The 13,866-nt window shown below is 39.4% G+C and carries 18 protein-coding genes and 1 pseudogene; 5 read left to right on the top strand and 14 right to left on the bottom strand.

All coding sequences use genetic code 11. The features are described from left to right. Positions 1-15: 15 nt before the first annotated feature. The 8 genes from M030_RS0105840 to M030_RS0105805 form a co-directional block, all read right to left on the bottom strand. Positions 16-534 carry a GNAT family N-acetyltransferase gene (locus tag M030_RS0105840; RefSeq protein ID WP_034722189.1) on the bottom strand — a complete coding sequence of 173 codons (519 nt, stop codon included), beginning with the start codon at positions 532-534 and terminating at the stop codon, positions 16-18. A gap of 5 nt (positions 535-539) precedes the next feature. After that, positions 540-1,310 (bottom strand): ABC transporter ATP-binding protein, encoded by a 771-nt coding sequence (locus M030_RS0105835; protein ID WP_034722186.1) that lies wholly within the window; start codon positions 1,308-1,310, stop codon positions 540-542. Further along, a complete protein-coding gene (locus tag M030_RS0105830) occupies positions 1,307-2,317 on the bottom strand; it encodes a FecCD family ABC transporter permease (RefSeq protein ID WP_034722185.1) in 1,011 nt (336 codons plus the stop codon). The genes M030_RS0105835 and M030_RS0105830 overlap by 4 nt, the downstream gene beginning before the upstream one ends. Continuing rightward, positions 2,317-3,327 (bottom strand): ABC transporter substrate-binding protein, encoded by a 1,011-nt coding sequence (locus tag M030_RS0105825; protein ID WP_027372637.1) that lies wholly within the window; start codon positions 3,325-3,327, stop codon positions 2,317-2,319. Before M030_RS0105825 ends, M030_RS0105830 begins: the two co-directional genes overlap by 1 nt. Next, a complete protein-coding gene (locus M030_RS0105820) occupies positions 3,317-3,793 on the bottom strand; it encodes a hypothetical protein (protein ID WP_034722184.1) in 477 nt (158 codons plus the stop codon). The genes M030_RS0105825 and M030_RS0105820 overlap by 11 nt, the downstream gene beginning before the upstream one ends. 1 nt (position 3,794) lies before the next feature. Beyond that, on the bottom strand, positions 3,795-4,511 hold the full coding sequence (gene hypB / locus M030_RS23780; RefSeq protein WP_051584913.1) for a hydrogenase nickel incorporation protein HypB: 717 nt from the start codon (positions 4,509-4,511) through the stop codon (positions 3,795-3,797). Between the two features lies 1 nt (position 4,512). After that, complete coding sequence (locus M030_RS0105810; RefSeq protein WP_027372635.1) at positions 4,513-4,866, bottom strand: hydrogenase maturation nickel metallochaperone HypA; 354 nt, start codon at positions 4,864-4,866, stop codon at positions 4,513-4,515. A gap of 102 nt (positions 4,867-4,968) precedes the next feature. Further along, positions 4,969-5,376 carry a hypothetical protein gene (locus tag M030_RS0105805; RefSeq protein ID WP_027372634.1) on the bottom strand — a complete coding sequence of 136 codons (408 nt, stop codon included), beginning with the start codon at positions 5,374-5,376 and terminating at the stop codon, positions 4,969-4,971. Positions 5,377-5,727: 351 nt separating this feature from the next. On the opposite strand from M030_RS0105805, the gene M030_RS0105800 reads away from it, so the two are divergent. From M030_RS0105800 to M030_RS0105790, 3 genes are all read left to right on the top strand, one after another. Further along, positions 5,728-6,522: a class I SAM-dependent methyltransferase gene (locus M030_RS0105800; RefSeq protein ID WP_027372633.1), complete on the top strand. Its 795-nt coding sequence runs from the start codon at positions 5,728-5,730 to the stop codon at positions 6,520-6,522. 196 nt (positions 6,523-6,718) lie between these two features. Continuing rightward, positions 6,719-7,297, top strand: coding sequence for a Crp/Fnr family transcriptional regulator (locus M030_RS0105795; RefSeq protein ID WP_027372632.1), 579 nt, complete (start codon positions 6,719-6,721; stop codon positions 7,295-7,297). An 86-nt stretch (positions 7,298-7,383) separates the two neighbouring features. After that, positions 7,384-8,328 (top strand): ketopantoate reductase family protein, encoded by a 945-nt coding sequence (locus M030_RS0105790; protein ID WP_027372631.1) that lies wholly within the window; start codon positions 7,384-7,386, stop codon positions 8,326-8,328. Between the two features lie 104 nt (positions 8,329-8,432). On the opposite strand, the gene M030_RS0105785 is transcribed toward M030_RS0105790, so the two are convergent. The 6 genes from M030_RS0105785 to M030_RS0105760 all read right to left on the bottom strand — a co-directional run bounded on the left by M030_RS0105785 (position 8,433) and on the right by M030_RS0105760 (position 12,017). After that, the gene (locus tag M030_RS0105785) at positions 8,433-8,783 is read right to left on the bottom strand and encodes a 4Fe-4S dicluster domain-containing protein (RefSeq protein WP_027372630.1); all 351 of its coding nucleotides are present in this window, start codon (positions 8,781-8,783) and stop codon (positions 8,433-8,435) included. Positions 8,784-8,913: 130 nt separating this feature from the next. Next, on the bottom strand, positions 8,914-9,237 hold the full coding sequence (locus tag M030_RS0105780) for a 2Fe-2S iron-sulfur cluster-binding protein (protein WP_027372629.1): 324 nt from the start codon (positions 9,235-9,237) through the stop codon (positions 8,914-8,916). A 5-nt stretch (positions 9,238-9,242) separates the two neighbouring features. Further along, positions 9,243-10,295, bottom strand: a complete 1,053-nt coding sequence (locus M030_RS0105775; protein WP_027372628.1) for an NAD(P)/FAD-dependent oxidoreductase — start codon at positions 10,293-10,295, stop codon at positions 9,243-9,245. A 1-nt stretch (position 10,296) separates the two neighbouring features. Then, entirely contained in the window at positions 10,297-10,866 is a 570-nt protein-coding gene (locus M030_RS0105770; RefSeq protein WP_027372627.1) for an NADPH-dependent FMN reductase, read from the bottom strand. Between the two features lie 4 nt (positions 10,867-10,870). Next, positions 10,871-11,374 (bottom strand): DUF2480 family protein, encoded by a 504-nt coding sequence (locus M030_RS0105765; RefSeq protein WP_227533119.1) that lies wholly within the window; start codon positions 11,372-11,374, stop codon positions 10,871-10,873. A 16-nt stretch (positions 11,375-11,390) separates the two neighbouring features. Further along, entirely contained in the window at positions 11,391-12,017 is a 627-nt protein-coding gene (locus M030_RS0105760; protein WP_027372625.1) for a superoxide dismutase, read from the bottom strand. A gap of 194 nt (positions 12,018-12,211) precedes the next feature. On the opposite strand from M030_RS0105760, the gene M030_RS0105755 reads away from it, so the two are divergent. Next, entirely contained in the window at positions 12,212-12,832 is a 621-nt protein-coding gene (locus M030_RS0105755; protein ID WP_027372624.1) for a helix-turn-helix transcriptional regulator, read from the top strand. A gap of 366 nt (positions 12,833-13,198) precedes the next feature. Next, positions 13,199-13,866: pseudogene (locus M030_RS0105750) on the top strand (T9SS C-terminal target domain-containing protein); the annotation flags it as partial.

Here is a 13,866-nt window from a genome sequence, read left to right as displayed (position 1 = left end):
TACGTTGTAGTGTATTTATTGTCCTGAAATCATTAATTCCATGTGTAATGTAGGATAGCTGGCTTCGTAACAGGATTTCAGCAGTATAAAACCCTGTTTGAGCCAATATTCATATGCTCCCTGCAGGAAAGGGTGGGTATGCAGGTAGAGCCGTTTTATATTTTTTTGCTGTGCCCTCTTTACCAGTTCCTGAAATAATAAGGTGGCAACACCATTTCTCCGATGTTCTGGGTTTACAAATAACCTTGCAACTTCCACGGTCGTTTCGTCGCCGATATTCAGGTGAGGAAACCGGTAATCATAAGGCATCATTCCAATAACCCCTATCAGTTTTCCGTTGGTTGTGCGGGCCTGTAAAAAAGCTCCGGAACCGGAATGGATGTAATTTTGTTCAAAATTTACCAGATCTTTTGGAACAATCAACGGATCCAGTAACGGATATAGCTGACGTCTGAATTCCATAACATAAGGCAGTACTTCAAACACTTGATAGTCTTCCACCTTCGAAATGGTTATTTCTTCAAGATTTTTCATATATTTTATTTTAATTGAGGTGCAAACATGGGAGTTCCCTGATTATCCAACACGTGTAAAGGAACCTGGTAAGTGTCTTCCAGAAGCTGTTTCAATTCATCTTTTTCCAGAGATTGAACAGGAACCAGCTCATTCTGACGCATGACAAAAAAATCATCGCCAAACTGAAAAGCAAGGTTAGGATCATGCATAACGCATAAAACCGTAGTGCCTTCATTCACCAGCTGGCGGATGACTTCCAGCACGGCAACCTGATAGTGCAGATCCAGATGATTGGTAGGTTCATCCAGCATTAAAATATCAGGTTTCTGAACCAAAACACGGCATAAGAGTACCAGTTGTCTTTCTCCGCCGGAAAGGGAAGTGTAAGATTTATCTTTTAAATGGGTTAAATTGAATTTTTGAAGGATATCTTCTACCGCTTCATAATCTGTTGATTGAGGAGAGAATCTTGAAAAAGAAGCCCGTCCGGTCAATACCACATCCATGACTTTAAACGGAAAAGTAGTCTGATGGAATTGAGTTAAAAAACCAAGACGGACCGGAGACTTTGTTCCTGTTTTTATTTTTCGACGCTCTTTACCGGCAATCCTGATGTTTCCTTTGTAATTTTTTTCAAGACCGGCTATGATTTTAAACAAAGTGGATTTACCGCTGCCGTTCCTGCCAAGGATCACAGAGAGTTTCCCTTTCTGAAATCCTGCATTTACATTTTTTAATACCTTATCTTTTCCGTAATCAAAAGAAAGCTGTTCTATACTAATCAGATGGGTCATGAGTTCCAGTTTATAGCGTTTTTTCGCATGAGATACATAAAAATCGGGGCACCGATGATCATCGTGAATACACCGATGGGAATTTCAAAAGGCATTACAGTTCGTGAGAAGTCATCAATCAGCAGTAAGAATGTTCCACCAATGCTGATATTAGCCCAAACTGTAATCGAATTATCAGGTCCGAAAATCATTCTGCTGATATGAGGAACAATCAACCCAAACAAACTGATCACTCCAACAGCTGCGACGGACGAAGCTGTAATCATAGTGGTAACGGCCATCAGGATAAGTTTCAAAAGGGTAGGATTCACCCCTACTGCCATCGCCTCATGATCTCCCAATGCCAGAAGGTTCAGCTTCCACCGAAGAATTACAATCACCAATAAACCAATGATAACAGGAAATATCGCAGTTTGGACTTTCTGCCAGGAGGCCGTATGGAGGTTTCCCATTGTCCATTGTACAATAGCCTGCAGTTTGTAAGGATCACTGAGATATTGCAATACCGTCAGCAATGCCGTAAATACTCCTGAAACGATCATCCCTGCCAGAACCATACTGACAATAGAAGTTTTAGCCCCCGCATAAGAAACCAGATAGGTGATGGCAACCGCAGCTACTCCGAAAATGAAGGCTGAAGCATTAACCGCCAAAACAGGGAATAACATCGCCAATGCAGCTCCAAAAGCTGAACCTGAGGAAATGCCCAACGTAAAAGGATCAACGATAGGATTTCTGAATACCGCCTGAAGAACACCTCCGGAGGAAGCCAGCGAAGCACCTACCAGAAAAGTAAGAACAATCCGCGGTAAGCGTACCTGCCATAAAATAGTAGGCAAACTTCCCTGCAAAACAGTTGTATCTTTGGACATTCCCAATTCTAAGGCTATGTGATGAAACAATTCCCCAAAACCTATATTCTGGCTGGAACCTATTACAAGGGAAATGCATACCAGAAGAACAGGAAACAGAATCAGTAATATGATATTTTTACTATATCGCTTCATCAGATCAATCCTTTTTTGCCGTAGATGACTTCAAAGGCTTTTTTAACATCCTGATCAAGCTGTTCTTGTGTGTATTCAGGCATGCACCAGTGACGGAGCTGCTTGGCAAACAACATAAATTTCACCGTGTGCGGATCATACGGAAAGGAAGGAGACATCGCAAATACCTGTTTGTTTTTAACAGCCGGAAGAGCAGCCAGTTCCTTAAGATCATACACATCAGATAATCTGGAATTCCATAAAATAATTAAGTCAGGGTTCCATTTATACATGGTTTCTGCACTGATATTAGGTGCTTCTATCGGAACGGGACAGACATTCTGGGCCCCCGATAAGGTAATCGCCATATCGATCAGGCTTCCTTTCCCTGATGTGGACATGATGCGTCCTTTTGACCACGCATAGTAGATTTTTTTAGGAGATGATTCTTGGGAAGCTCTCATTTTTTTGACTTCTTCAGAAACATATCCTGTGATTTCTTCTGCACGTTTTTCTTTACCTAACAGTTTTCCTACATTTTTCAACTCATCAAGAATCTTCGCATCATTTAGAGATGAAAACGTAAATACTGGAATTCCCAGGTTTTCAAGCTGATTGATGTTATCCTGATCGGTATTAAAGGTGAGAACTAAGTCCGGTTTTAAACCGACAATACTTTCTGCATTGCTGGATTGTCCTCCAAAAGTGGGGGTGGCAATAGTTTTATTTTTGATACGGTCATCCAGTTTTGAAAGAAAACTGTATGTATCTTCCATTTCATAGATCTGCTGCGGGATCCCTACAATTTTTTTTCCTGCCTGAAGCATATACACATCATCCACCAATGCGTTGTACAATACGACAATCCGCATCGCTTCATGGGGAAGAGTAATGGCCTTGCCCCTGCTGTCCGTAGCAGTGACTTGTTGATCTGAAGATGCTGTATAGACAGAGTCTTTCGTTTTTTGACAGCTTTGTAAAAGGAGTATCACTGCAAAAAGACATGTGATCAGGCTGTTTTTAATGTTCATATGCTTTATTTTTTGCCAGATGGCGTAGAGATTGGGTGGATAATAACTGCGAGTCTTTAAGCTTAATACGACCGCCATATCTTGTGGAGAGTTGTTCATAGAGACGTCCGTCGTAAGGAACGGCAAATTGTTGACCTGAGACGAGAAATACAGGCAGATGCTGATTTCCTATAAAATAACAGAAGTCTGCAGCTTCTCTATCATTTTTTACCGGAAAACATATAGTAAGACATGTTTTGATCGTAATAGCAGCCGTTAATTGACCATTACTATATAAAGCATCTCCTTGCTGCCATTCTTTTTTGAGCGGCAATCTCAGCTCTAAAACCAACCCGGACCTGGTAGCCCGGGTGAGTTTTTGTTTTTGAGTTTCAAACCATTCGATTTCCAGAACGTCAGGGTGTTGAGCGATGAGGTCAAGTCCTGTTTTTACTTCATCGATTACGACTGGTTGCACTGTATTCATATTAAGCTTCTTTAGCCGCATTTTCCTTTTTCAGTTGTACCTTTTCTTTCAGCCACTCGCACCATTGATCAATTCCCTCGCCGTTTAAAGTGCTGATCGTCATTACTTCTAAGTTTGGATTCACCTCATGAGCATCTTTTGTTACTGCCTCTACAGAGAACGGAACATAAGGAAGGAGGTCTGCTTTGGAAACGAGCATCAATTCACTGGTTAAGAACATACGAGGGTATTTTTTAGGCTTGTCATCACCTTCTGTGGAGGCAAGGAGTGTTACACGGTAATCTTCACCCAGATCAAAGGCAGAAGGGCAAAGCAGGTTTCCTACGTTTTCAATAAATAATAAATCTACCCCTTCCAGATCAATGTGATCCAAAGCCTGCAGAATCATCTGAGCTTCGATATGACACATTCCGCCGGTTACAATTTGCAGTGCGTTAATCCCCACTTCACGCATACGGATAGCGTCACGCTCTGTCTCAGGATCTCCCACCAGGATTGAGATATTAAGATCTCTGGCAAGACGCTTTCCTGTTTCCTGCATTAAAGTTGTTTTTCCTGATCCAGGAGAAGAGCACACATTGATGACACAAATACCTTTTAAATGCTCTCTGATAGCTTTAGCTACAAAATCATTGGCTTTTAATAAATGAAGGGTTGTATTATCACATTGAACCGACCCTACGCGGTTTCCTAGACTTTTTGGATTCGCTGTTGACATATTAATGGTCTTTTTGTTTAAAAATTACTTTTGAGATAAAGAGTTCATTTCCCTGAACAATATGGGCGGACGGCGTGCCACAGTCCTGACATACAAACTTGTGATACCGGACAGGAAAGTCTTTATGACACTGCTCACAACGGGCGATAATATCATTGACAAAAACTTCCAGTTCCATTTCCCGGTACACAGGATGGTCGGTAATAAATGCATCAAATGCATTCTGAATCAGGACGGGCTGTACATTGGACAGGAGTCCCGCCGTTACCTGAACTTGCTGAATATCTTCAACTTTGGCGTTATAATGCTCTTCCAAGGTGTCAAAAATATCCTTCACTATACTTAATTCATGCATAGCTTATAGGTTTATAGGTGAGGTGACTATCCGAAATATTCGGATAATCAAATTCGAAATTGTTTGTAGGAAATCCCTTTGAATAAGGGTTTCAGAGATAAGTTAAAGAGAAAATCCTAAAATTTGGATCTTTAAATTATGAAACAAAAGATATCTGGGAACATGATAGGGATGTGTATGCTGTGAAGCAGAGCTTATAATAGCCCCTGATCCCGATTGTAATCCACTGAAAAGAATATTTTTTACCAATAGAATAAAAGGCAGATCAAAAAAAGCTTTGTCAAGGTCAATATCATTTTCAGCCATGGAAGCCAGAAATAAGATATCGTGCTGTTGAATATCGGAAGCTTTTAAACCCATCTGATCCTGAGAAGAACTTACATGAATACTTTTTCTGTTATTTGTGAATCCTGTTATAGCCGTTAGAAACAGGATCAGTAGAAAGGTAAGTGATATGTAGAAAGACTTCTTCATCGATACTGCAAATTTAGACCTTTTGTGTGCCTTCATTCTTACCAAAAACCTTTTAAAAATGTTCAAAATCAGGATTAAAATTTAATGCCAAAGAATGAATGTAAAGGCTGTATTTCGTTATGTTTTAATTTGTACTTTAATGATATTCAGGTTGTTGTTTGTGATGTTTGATCTTTCTTTAGCCTTTTTACATTCGCTGTAAATGTTGAAAAAAATGACTTTTGTAATCAGGTAAAGAATGTATTTAATAGATCCAGGGTATAATTATTTTCATCCCTTTTCATGAAAACAGCTAGTCTTTCCATTATTCATGATCACAAACTTACTATATTTGAATGCTGTAACGCATTGTAAATGTTTTATAATGCCAATGAAAAAGGTAATATTATGCAAGAACAGAACATTGATTTTTTACATCATAATGAATCTGCCTGGAACCAACAGGCAACGGAGCAAAACGAATGGTCTCAACCCATAAGTGCAGAGCTTATTAAAGAGGCTAAAGAAGGAAAATGGGAGTTACATCTTACTCCTAAGCCTTTGAATAAAGAATGGTTGGGCGATGTGAAAGGCAAGAAAATCCTATGCCTGGCTTCAGCCGGGGGACAGCAGGCTCCGGTACTTGCAGCAGCGGGAGCTTCTGTGGTCGTTTATGATATTTCGGAAGAACAACTAAAGCAGGACCAAAAGGTTGCGGAACGTGACGGTTTATCTTTAAAAACCGTGCAAGGGGATATGAGAGATTTGAGCGTTTTCGAAGATGAATCTTTTGATCTTATTTTTCATCCTATTTCCAATCATTATGTGGAAAATGTAAATCCAGTATGGGAGGAAGCCTATAGAGTTTTAAAGAAAGGAGGAACACTATTAGCCAGTTTTTTTAATCCTGTGGTTTTCGTAGCCGATAGGAATCCTCAGGATATGGCAGAAGGAATTATCAGGCCTAAATATACTGTACCTTATGCTGATATCAAAGATCTTAGTCAGGAGCAGATAGCAAAAAAGCTTAAAAATAATGAAGCTCTGGTTTTTGGGCATAGTCTGTCAGATCTTATCGGCGGACAATTGAAAGCAGGTTTTTTAATGGAGGATTTTGTAGAAGAAATGCAACCGCATCCGAGATTTCTAATTGATAAATACCTGCCCACCTTTCTGGCTACAAAAGCTGTAAAATTGGAATAGAAGATCATGATAATGTCAAGTCCCCACAAAGACTACAACTAATGTTAGCATAATTCCCCTCTCCGGAGGGGTGTCAAATCTTTGATTTGACGGGGTGGTTTTATGTTCACAAAAATAACTTTATGTCCTAATCTCTATGCTTAACGTATTATTTTTATCTTTGGCTACAGAGACCTTGTATTAAGGTTTTATTGACATGGACAAATCATCGATAAACAATTATTTTCATTCTTTATTCACCATTAAAGACGAGGTGGTGGAAAAGATTACCAGAACGTTCACTTCTTTTGAATTGAAAGCCAATGATATATTGCTGAATCAGAATGTTATCAGTACAAAGACCTATTTTCTGGAGAAAGGCTATGTGCGCTCTTATATTCTGAATGAGGATAATGAAGAAATTACCACCAATATTTATTCAGCACCTTGTTTTGTGAATGACTTTCTTTCGTTTTTCAGGCAACAGCCAACGAAAGAAATATATCAGACCGTGACGGATTGTGTGTTTTGGGAAACGGGGCTGGAAAATGTACAGGATAACTTTCATAATGTCCCAGAATTCAGAGAGTTCAGCAGGCTTTTGTTTGTTTTGAATTATTACAATATTCACGACAGGTTAATAGAAATGGCCAGTCAGAAAGCCTTAACCCGTTATTCCAATCTGATGAAAAAAGATCCCGATATTTTTCAGCATGTACCTTTGAAAATCATTGCTTCTTACCTGGGAATTAAGGACAGTTCGTTGAGCAGAATCAGAAGAGAGATTAATAAATAACAGGCTTCCATACTATTTGTTATTTCTTTTCATTTGTCAAGTGATCAATTCAATCCTGTCGCTGATCTTTGCTAAAAAATAATTTCATGAATAAAAAACATATTGTCGTTGTAGGATTGGGAGGAGTAGGCGGATATTTTGGGTTTAAAATCAACCAGGCGAATGAAACCTCCGGAAAATATAAAGTGTCTTTTATCGCTCGTGGACAAACCTATGAGAAGGTTAAAGAGAACGGACTCGTTCTTTTGTCTTCCGAACATCCCAATAACAGAACTTATCCTAATGGTATTGAAGAGCACATCAGTGAAATTAAAAATCCTGACCTGGTTTTAATTGCAGTAAAAGAGTATGACCTTGAGAATGTGTGCCGACAACTTTTACCCGTTATTCATCAGAATACCATCCTGCTTCCGATGATGAACGGAGCTGATATTTACGACAGAATAAAAAAGATCATTCCTGATCATATTATATTACCAACGTGTATTTATGTTGCTTCTCATATTAAAGAAAGAGGAACAGTAGAGCACAAAGGGAAAGCAGGAAAAATGATTGTCGGAAGAGATCCGGATCATTTTTCAGCTGATATAAACTGGATTTCGGATTTGCTCGCAGAAAGTAAAATTGATTTTGATTGTAAAGAGAATGCAATAACGGATATCTGGACGAAATTCTTCTTTATTGCAAGTTTCGGATTGGTAACAGCTAAGCACAATTCATCAATAGGAGCCGTTTGCAGTGATAGTGAACAGAAAAAAGAAGCCACTGAAATCATGAAGGAAATGAAGCAGATTACAGATCGGAAAGGCATTGAACTTCCGGAACATAGTATTGAAAAAACATATGAAAAAGCTGCAACTTTTCCTTATGAAACACCCACTTCTTTGCAGCTGGACGTACATTCCGGGAAAAAAGAGAATGAACTGGAATTGTTTGCCGGAGCAATCCTTCAATATGGCAGGGAATTGAATATTGAAACACCTTTTACTCAAAAAATATACAATGAGATAAAAGCAAAACAGCTCAACTAATGGATCAACCACATAGATTCATAGAAATTTATCAGTGCTTTAAAAACTATGCGTCGATGTGGTTGATTTAAAAAATTAAGAATATATAATTTGTATTGAATAGATTAATCTCCATGCATGAATTTCTGACGGTCCAGCAAAACTTCCTCAGTCTCCCGGTGATCAGGATCATCAATACAACAGTCTACGGGGCACACAGCTTTACATTGTGGCTCCTCATGAAAGCCTTTACATTCCGTACATTTTCCGGATACAATATAATAAACTTCATCTGAATACGCTTCCTGATAGGCGCCTGCGTCGGCTTCTGTTCCATCCGGAAAAGTCACTTTCCCTGAAAGTTTTGTTTTATCCTGCCAACGCCAGTCGATGGCACCTTCATAAATGGCTGAATTGGGACATTCGGGTTCACAGGCCCCGCAGTTGATGCAGTCATCAGTTATTTTAATAGCCATATTGTTTTAGTTTTTTTGGTTTGAAAAAGGGACTCCCTCAACATGGTTTCGGAAATCCCTGCTCAACTTAATTAAAGCAGTTCAAACAATTTATACATCATAAACTGTGCAAACTTTTATTTTAAATCTGTTAAACTGCTGGAATCTCTACAGCAAGCCCATCCATTTGGGCGGTCAGATAAATCTGGCAGGCTAATCTGCTGGTTGCCTGGGTGTTGAATAGCTCTGAAAGAAGGGCGTCTTCAATATCACTTTTTTCAGGCAGAGTTATCGTTTCACTTAGAATAAAACAATGGCAGGTCGCACACATGGCCATGCCACCGCACATTGCCTCCATAGGAAGTTCATAGGCTTTACAGATATCTTTAAGACTAAGTCCCATATCAAGTGGACAGATCAGGGTATGTTTGGTACCTTCCTGATCTGTTACGGTAATTGTAATATCTTCTTTCATAGGAATTAGTCAATAGTGGCTACTACCTGCTTTTCGGCCTGTTTTTTAGTACCGTCAAAACCTTCAATACCGCTTACCGTAGTATATTTTAATACAAATTTTTTCCCCGGATTAAGACGTTGATAGATGCTTTGGCAGGCAATTGAAGCTTCATGGAATCCGCATAAGATCAACTTCATTTTATAAGGATATGTATTGATATCTCCCACAGCATACACCCCCGGAATATTGGTTTGAAAATCTTTGCTGTTATCTACTTTTATAGCATTTTTTTCCAGTTCCAGTCCCCAATCGGCAAGTGGCCCGAGTTTAGGAACCAGCCCAAATAAAGGAATGAAATAATCTGTTTCTATAGTTTGAAGTACACCTTCTTTTTCAACAATAATCTTCTCCAGGCGGTCGTTTCCTTCAAGGGCAATGACTTCCGCTGGGGTAATCAGGTTGATTTTTCCTTCTTGTTTTAGCTTTTTCACCTTTTCAACTGAATCCAATGCTCCTCTGAATTCATTTCTCCTATGGATCAAAGTCAGTGAAGAGGTTATTTCAGCAAGATGCACCGTCCAATCCAGCGCCGAATCGCCACCACCGGCTATGACGACTTGTTTTCCCGTATAGTCTTCAGGATGTTTTACAAAATAGTTAACTCCACCATCCTCGAAATGGGCAATGTTTTCAATAGGAGGTTTTTTAGGTTCAAAACTTCCGAGACCTCCGGCAATAATAACTGCTTTAGCTCTGTATTTGGTTCCTTTATCTGTAATGACTTCAAAGAGGTTTTCCTCTAATTTAAGAAGATGGATGACGGTTTCGTTAAACGTAAAGCCCGGTTCAAACTGCCTGATCTGCTCATAAAGATTGTCTATAAGCTCTCCTGCAAGAACACTTGGAAATCCGGGAATATCAAAAATGGGCTTCTTCGGATATAATTCTGATAACTGGCCTCCCATCTGCGGTAATGCATCAATAATATGGCAACGCATTTTGAGAAGGCCGGCTTCAAATACCGTAAATAACCCTGCAGGGCCGGCACCAATGATCAGTATATCTGTTTCTATCATGTTATGATTGATTTATAATGGTTTTTTCAATTTTTTTTGTTGTGGCAATGTTGATTAATTTATCAAACTTACCGGAGTAGAGCTCTGAAATTTCTGTAGGTTGCTCACCATCAAATAAAGCCGATCTCACAATAGGTACACTGAAAGGAAGTGGCCATGCCCGCAATGATTTGGCAATGGCGTCCATCGCATTGATTCCCTGCATGGCCTGCAACCCGTCAGCCCAACACACCAATCCTACAGTTTTGTCTGTAAGATAGGGCTCATACCTGTTGGCCGTGACCTCCAGCCAATCCAGACAGTTTTTCATCACCCCCGGAATGCTTCCGTGGTAGAGTGGTGCCAGCCAGATATGCAGATCAGCGTCCGTAAACATCTGGGTCATACGCTCTACGGCTAAAGGAGTTTTGGTAAGTGTCACATCGAATAACGGAATTCCGGAATCGGCAAGGGTAAAAATATCAGTGCGGATACCCGCGGCTGTAAGACGTTCAGCAAAGTAGCCGGAGATAAATCCCGAGGTAGACTCAGCTCTTCTTTCCAGTGATCCGTTGAATATGATTGCTTTCATTATATTATTGTTTGAAAATTACTTTGGGTAAACCTATTTCTCCATACATCAGGGTCTTGACCAACGGTTTCAGAAGTCCCGCTGCCAATAAGTAAAGAGCGGGATCATGACTTGCCTGTGCCCTGATCACTACTTTCTGATTTTTATAACATCTCAGATCTGCATAGGTAAGGCGACGTTTCCATAAGTCTAGTAGTATGTTTTCTGCGTTATTTAAGTCAACATGCACAGCATAAGGTGATAATTTCTCCATGAGGAGCATATAAGCCCATGGCGGGATAATGGCATCGGTAGAGCAAACAATTCCTACTGCTTTATCTTTGTACACGGAAAAATCCACCGCGGCAATAGATTCTTTAAAATCCTTCTCCTTCACAATCATTCCCATAAAAAGATGATCCTTGATATCCAGTTCTACAATTTCTGTAGTAGGCTTATAGTCTAAAAGGTCAAGGGCAATAATGCCTGAAGCTTTTGCTTTATTAATGAACGTTTCCTGATTCATCATAATTTAATCAATGTTTTTATCTGATTTTTGAAAGGGCTTCTTCATAATTTCTTTCCACCACAGACCAGTCCAGAACCGACCAGAAAGAATCTAAGTAATCTGCTCTTTTATTTTGGTAAGCCAGATAATAAGCGTGTTCCCAAACATCGATTCCAAGGATAGGAAAACCTCTGTTCATCGTAAGAACATCCATCATAGGATTGTCCTGGTTAGGAGTTGAACTAATGGCAATCGAACCGTTGAATTTGACAAACAACCAAACCCATCCGGAGCCAAATTGTCCCAGGCCTGCCTTTTTCATTTCCGCTTTTAGATTTTCAAGGCTTCCAAAAGTAGTGTTGATAGCATCATGTAATTGACCTTCAGGGGTCAGTTTAGGTTGTGGCGATAAAATTTCCCAGAATAATGAGTGGTTAAAGTGACCACCTCCGTTATTTCTCACAGCCGGACTGTATTCGCTTATTCTTTGCAGTAACGAATCCAGATCAGGATTAGTCTCATTGGTTTGTTCCAATGCTGCATTCAGGTTATCAACGTAAGCCTGATGATGTCGCTGATGATGAATGGTCATTGTATTCTGATCAATAAACGGTTCCAGTGCATCATAAGCGTAGGGTAATTGTGGTAGTGTAAACGGTTTCATTCTGTTTATTTTTTTGATTAATATGTGACAAAGGTAATAATATATTCGAATAAAACAACTTTTTAGTTGTTTTATTTAATTTAATTTTTATTGCTTTAATGTGTTGTATATTAATGTTTTATCAGTTTATTATTGAGATTATAGAAAATGACTATATTTGTTGTTGGAAAATAAAACAACTAAATAATTGTCAAATGAAGAGACCTGCAGCAGACCGTATTCTGATGTTTATCAAGATGAGAGGAGAAGTGACGTCACTTGCCATCTCTGAAGAGCTGTCTATTACCAAGGAGGGCGCAAGAAAGCATTTACTGAATCTGGCTCAGGAAGGGTTGATTGAATCTTCTGTGAAAAGCGAAGGAGTAGGGCGGCCTTCCACGTATTACAGTCTTACTGAAAAGGGAATATCTCAGTTTCCGGATAGTCATGCAGAAGTTACCGTTCAGTTGTTAAAATCGGTAAAAAATCTTTTGGGAGAAAATGCATTGGACTTATTAATCACTGATCGGGAAAAGAATACTTATGAGCGGTATGAACAAGCACTTTCCAAAGCAAAATCTATAGAAGAGCGTCTTGAAGGCTTGGCCCAGGCCCGCAGTAAAGAAGGGTACGTGGCGGAATGGAAAAAAGAAGGTGAAGAATATTTTCTTATCGAAAATCATTGTCCGATATGTGCTGCAGCAACCGAATGCCAGGGATTTTGTCGTGCTGAACTATCAAATTTTCAGTCTTTGATAGGAAGAGATTATAAAGTGGAAAGGGTAGACCATATTATCTCGGGAGGGCAAAGGTGTGTTTATAAAATCACACAATAATCCATTATTTGCAGCTTTTATCATTCATAATATACCTGTAATTTAAATATATATAGAAAAATTTCCAACAATCAGGTAAACAAATTGTTTTCTCTTACAATCTTTCTCTTAAACAACTATATTGACGAAGTGTAGCTTCGGATATAAAATCAACTTTATTTTAATCATATTTTATTACAAAATAAGTGATAAAATACGACAAGTTCTGTCGTTCCCTTGTAATACTTTTGCCAAAAAGTAATTTGCTGTGAAAATCTCATTATTGCGTGATAAAATTCATGTTAATTCACCGTAATATGAGCTTTTTAACGTGTTAAAAAATGTTAAATTAGCAGACGGAAATAACAATTAAAATTTCACACGGGAATGAAGAAACTTTATCTCGGCGCATCTGTAGTATGCGCATTCTTACGGGTGTCTGCCCAAGAAGTTCTCTGGCAGAAAGACATCAGGTCTTCCACTCAGGATTTTCTCAGCCAGGTCACTACGACAATTGACCAGCAGTATCTTATCACAGGCAGTTCTATCCGGTCAGCAAGCACGAAGCCGGAGGTTGGAAAACAACAGAATAACGGTTACGATTTCCATGCAGTCAAACTCAACCAACAGGGAGAGCAGGCTTGGGAAAAGTATTTCTCAGGATCAAATCACGATTATCTATCCTCTACAGTAACCACTCAGGATGGTGGTTTTCTGTTGGCCGGAACTTCTTATTCCGGGAAAGGCTTGGACAAGAAAGATGATTCTAAGGGTGGCTCGGATATCTGGCTGATCCGTATCAATGAGTTTGGAGATGAATTATGGCAGAAAACGCTTGGAACCTCGGCGGATGAAGAAGCCAGGGCAGTTATTCAGACTACCGATTTAGGATTTTTTGTAGCCGGAAATGTACAAAATTCATCAAAAGGATATGGCTCCAAAGATGTCCTGATCACCCGATTGGACAAAGACGGAAAAGAATTGTCACAATTGATTGTAGGGGGAAAAGGTCTGGATGAAGTTGAGAAGATGATTCCGACCAGGGATGGAGGAGC

The organism is Chryseobacterium sp. UNC8MFCol (genome assembly GCF_000482305.1).
Lineage (GTDB): Bacteria > Bacteroidota > Bacteroidia > Flavobacteriales > Weeksellaceae > Chryseobacterium > Chryseobacterium indologenes.
Note: the sequence above shows the minus strand (reverse complement) of the source record. Positions and strands in the feature narration are given on the sequence as shown.

Bases quoted from the DNA above. Each gene is read 5' to 3' on its own strand.
- M030_RS0105835 (WP_034722186.1), bottom strand. From the start codon at position 1,310: ATGACCCATCTGATTAGTATAGAACAGCTTTCTTTTGATTACGGAAAA.
- M030_RS0105785 (WP_027372630.1), bottom strand. From the start codon at position 8,783: ATGGCTATTAAAATAACTGATGACTGCATCAACTGCGGGGCCTGTGAA.
- M030_RS0105810 (WP_027372635.1), bottom strand. From the start codon at position 4,866: ATGCATGAATTAAGTATAGTGAAGGATATTTTTGACACCTTGGAAGAG.
- M030_RS0105830 (WP_034722185.1), bottom strand. From the start codon at position 2,317: ATGAAGCGATATAGTAAAAATATCATATTACTGATTCTGTTTCCTGTT.
- M030_RS0105825 (WP_027372637.1), bottom strand. From the start codon at position 3,327: ATGAACATTAAAAACAGCCTGATCACATGTCTTTTTGCAGTGATACTC.
- M030_RS0105770 (WP_027372627.1), bottom strand. From the start codon at position 10,866: ATGAAAGCAATCATATTCAACGGATCACTGGAAAGAAGAGCTGAGTCT.
- M030_RS0105820 (WP_034722184.1), bottom strand. From the start codon at position 3,793: ATGAATACAGTGCAACCAGTCGTAATCGATGAAGTAAAAACAGGACTT.
- M030_RS0105775 (WP_027372628.1), bottom strand. From the start codon at position 10,295: ATGATAGAAACAGATATACTGATCATTGGTGCCGGCCCTGCAGGGTTA.
- M030_RS0105780 (WP_027372629.1), bottom strand. From the start codon at position 9,237: ATGAAAGAAGATATTACAATTACCGTAACAGATCAGGAAGGTACCAAA.
- M030_RS0105755 (WP_027372624.1), top strand. From the start codon at position 12,212: ATGAAGAGACCTGCAGCAGACCGTATTCTGATGTTTATCAAGATGAGA.
- M030_RS0105790 (WP_027372631.1), top strand. From the start codon at position 7,384: ATGAATAAAAAACATATTGTCGTTGTAGGATTGGGAGGAGTAGGCGGA.
- M030_RS0105765 (WP_227533119.1), bottom strand. From the start codon at position 11,374: ATGATGAATCAGGAAACGTTCATTAATAAAGCAAAAGCTTCAGGCATT.
- M030_RS0105760 (WP_027372625.1), bottom strand. From the start codon at position 12,017: ATGAAACCGTTTACACTACCACAATTACCCTACGCTTATGATGCACTG.
- M030_RS0105795 (WP_027372632.1), top strand. From the start codon at position 6,719: ATGGACAAATCATCGATAAACAATTATTTTCATTCTTTATTCACCATT.
- M030_RS0105805 (WP_027372634.1), bottom strand. From the start codon at position 5,376: ATGAAGGCACACAAAAGGTCTAAATTTGCAGTATCGATGAAGAAGTCT.
- hypB (WP_051584913.1), bottom strand. From the start codon at position 4,511: ATGTCAACAGCGAATCCAAAAAGTCTAGGAAACCGCGTAGGGTCGGTT.
- M030_RS0105840 (WP_034722189.1), bottom strand. From the start codon at position 534: ATGAAAAATCTTGAAGAAATAACCATTTCGAAGGTGGAAGACTATCAA.
- M030_RS0105800 (WP_027372633.1), top strand. From the start codon at position 5,728: ATGCAAGAACAGAACATTGATTTTTTACATCATAATGAATCTGCCTGG.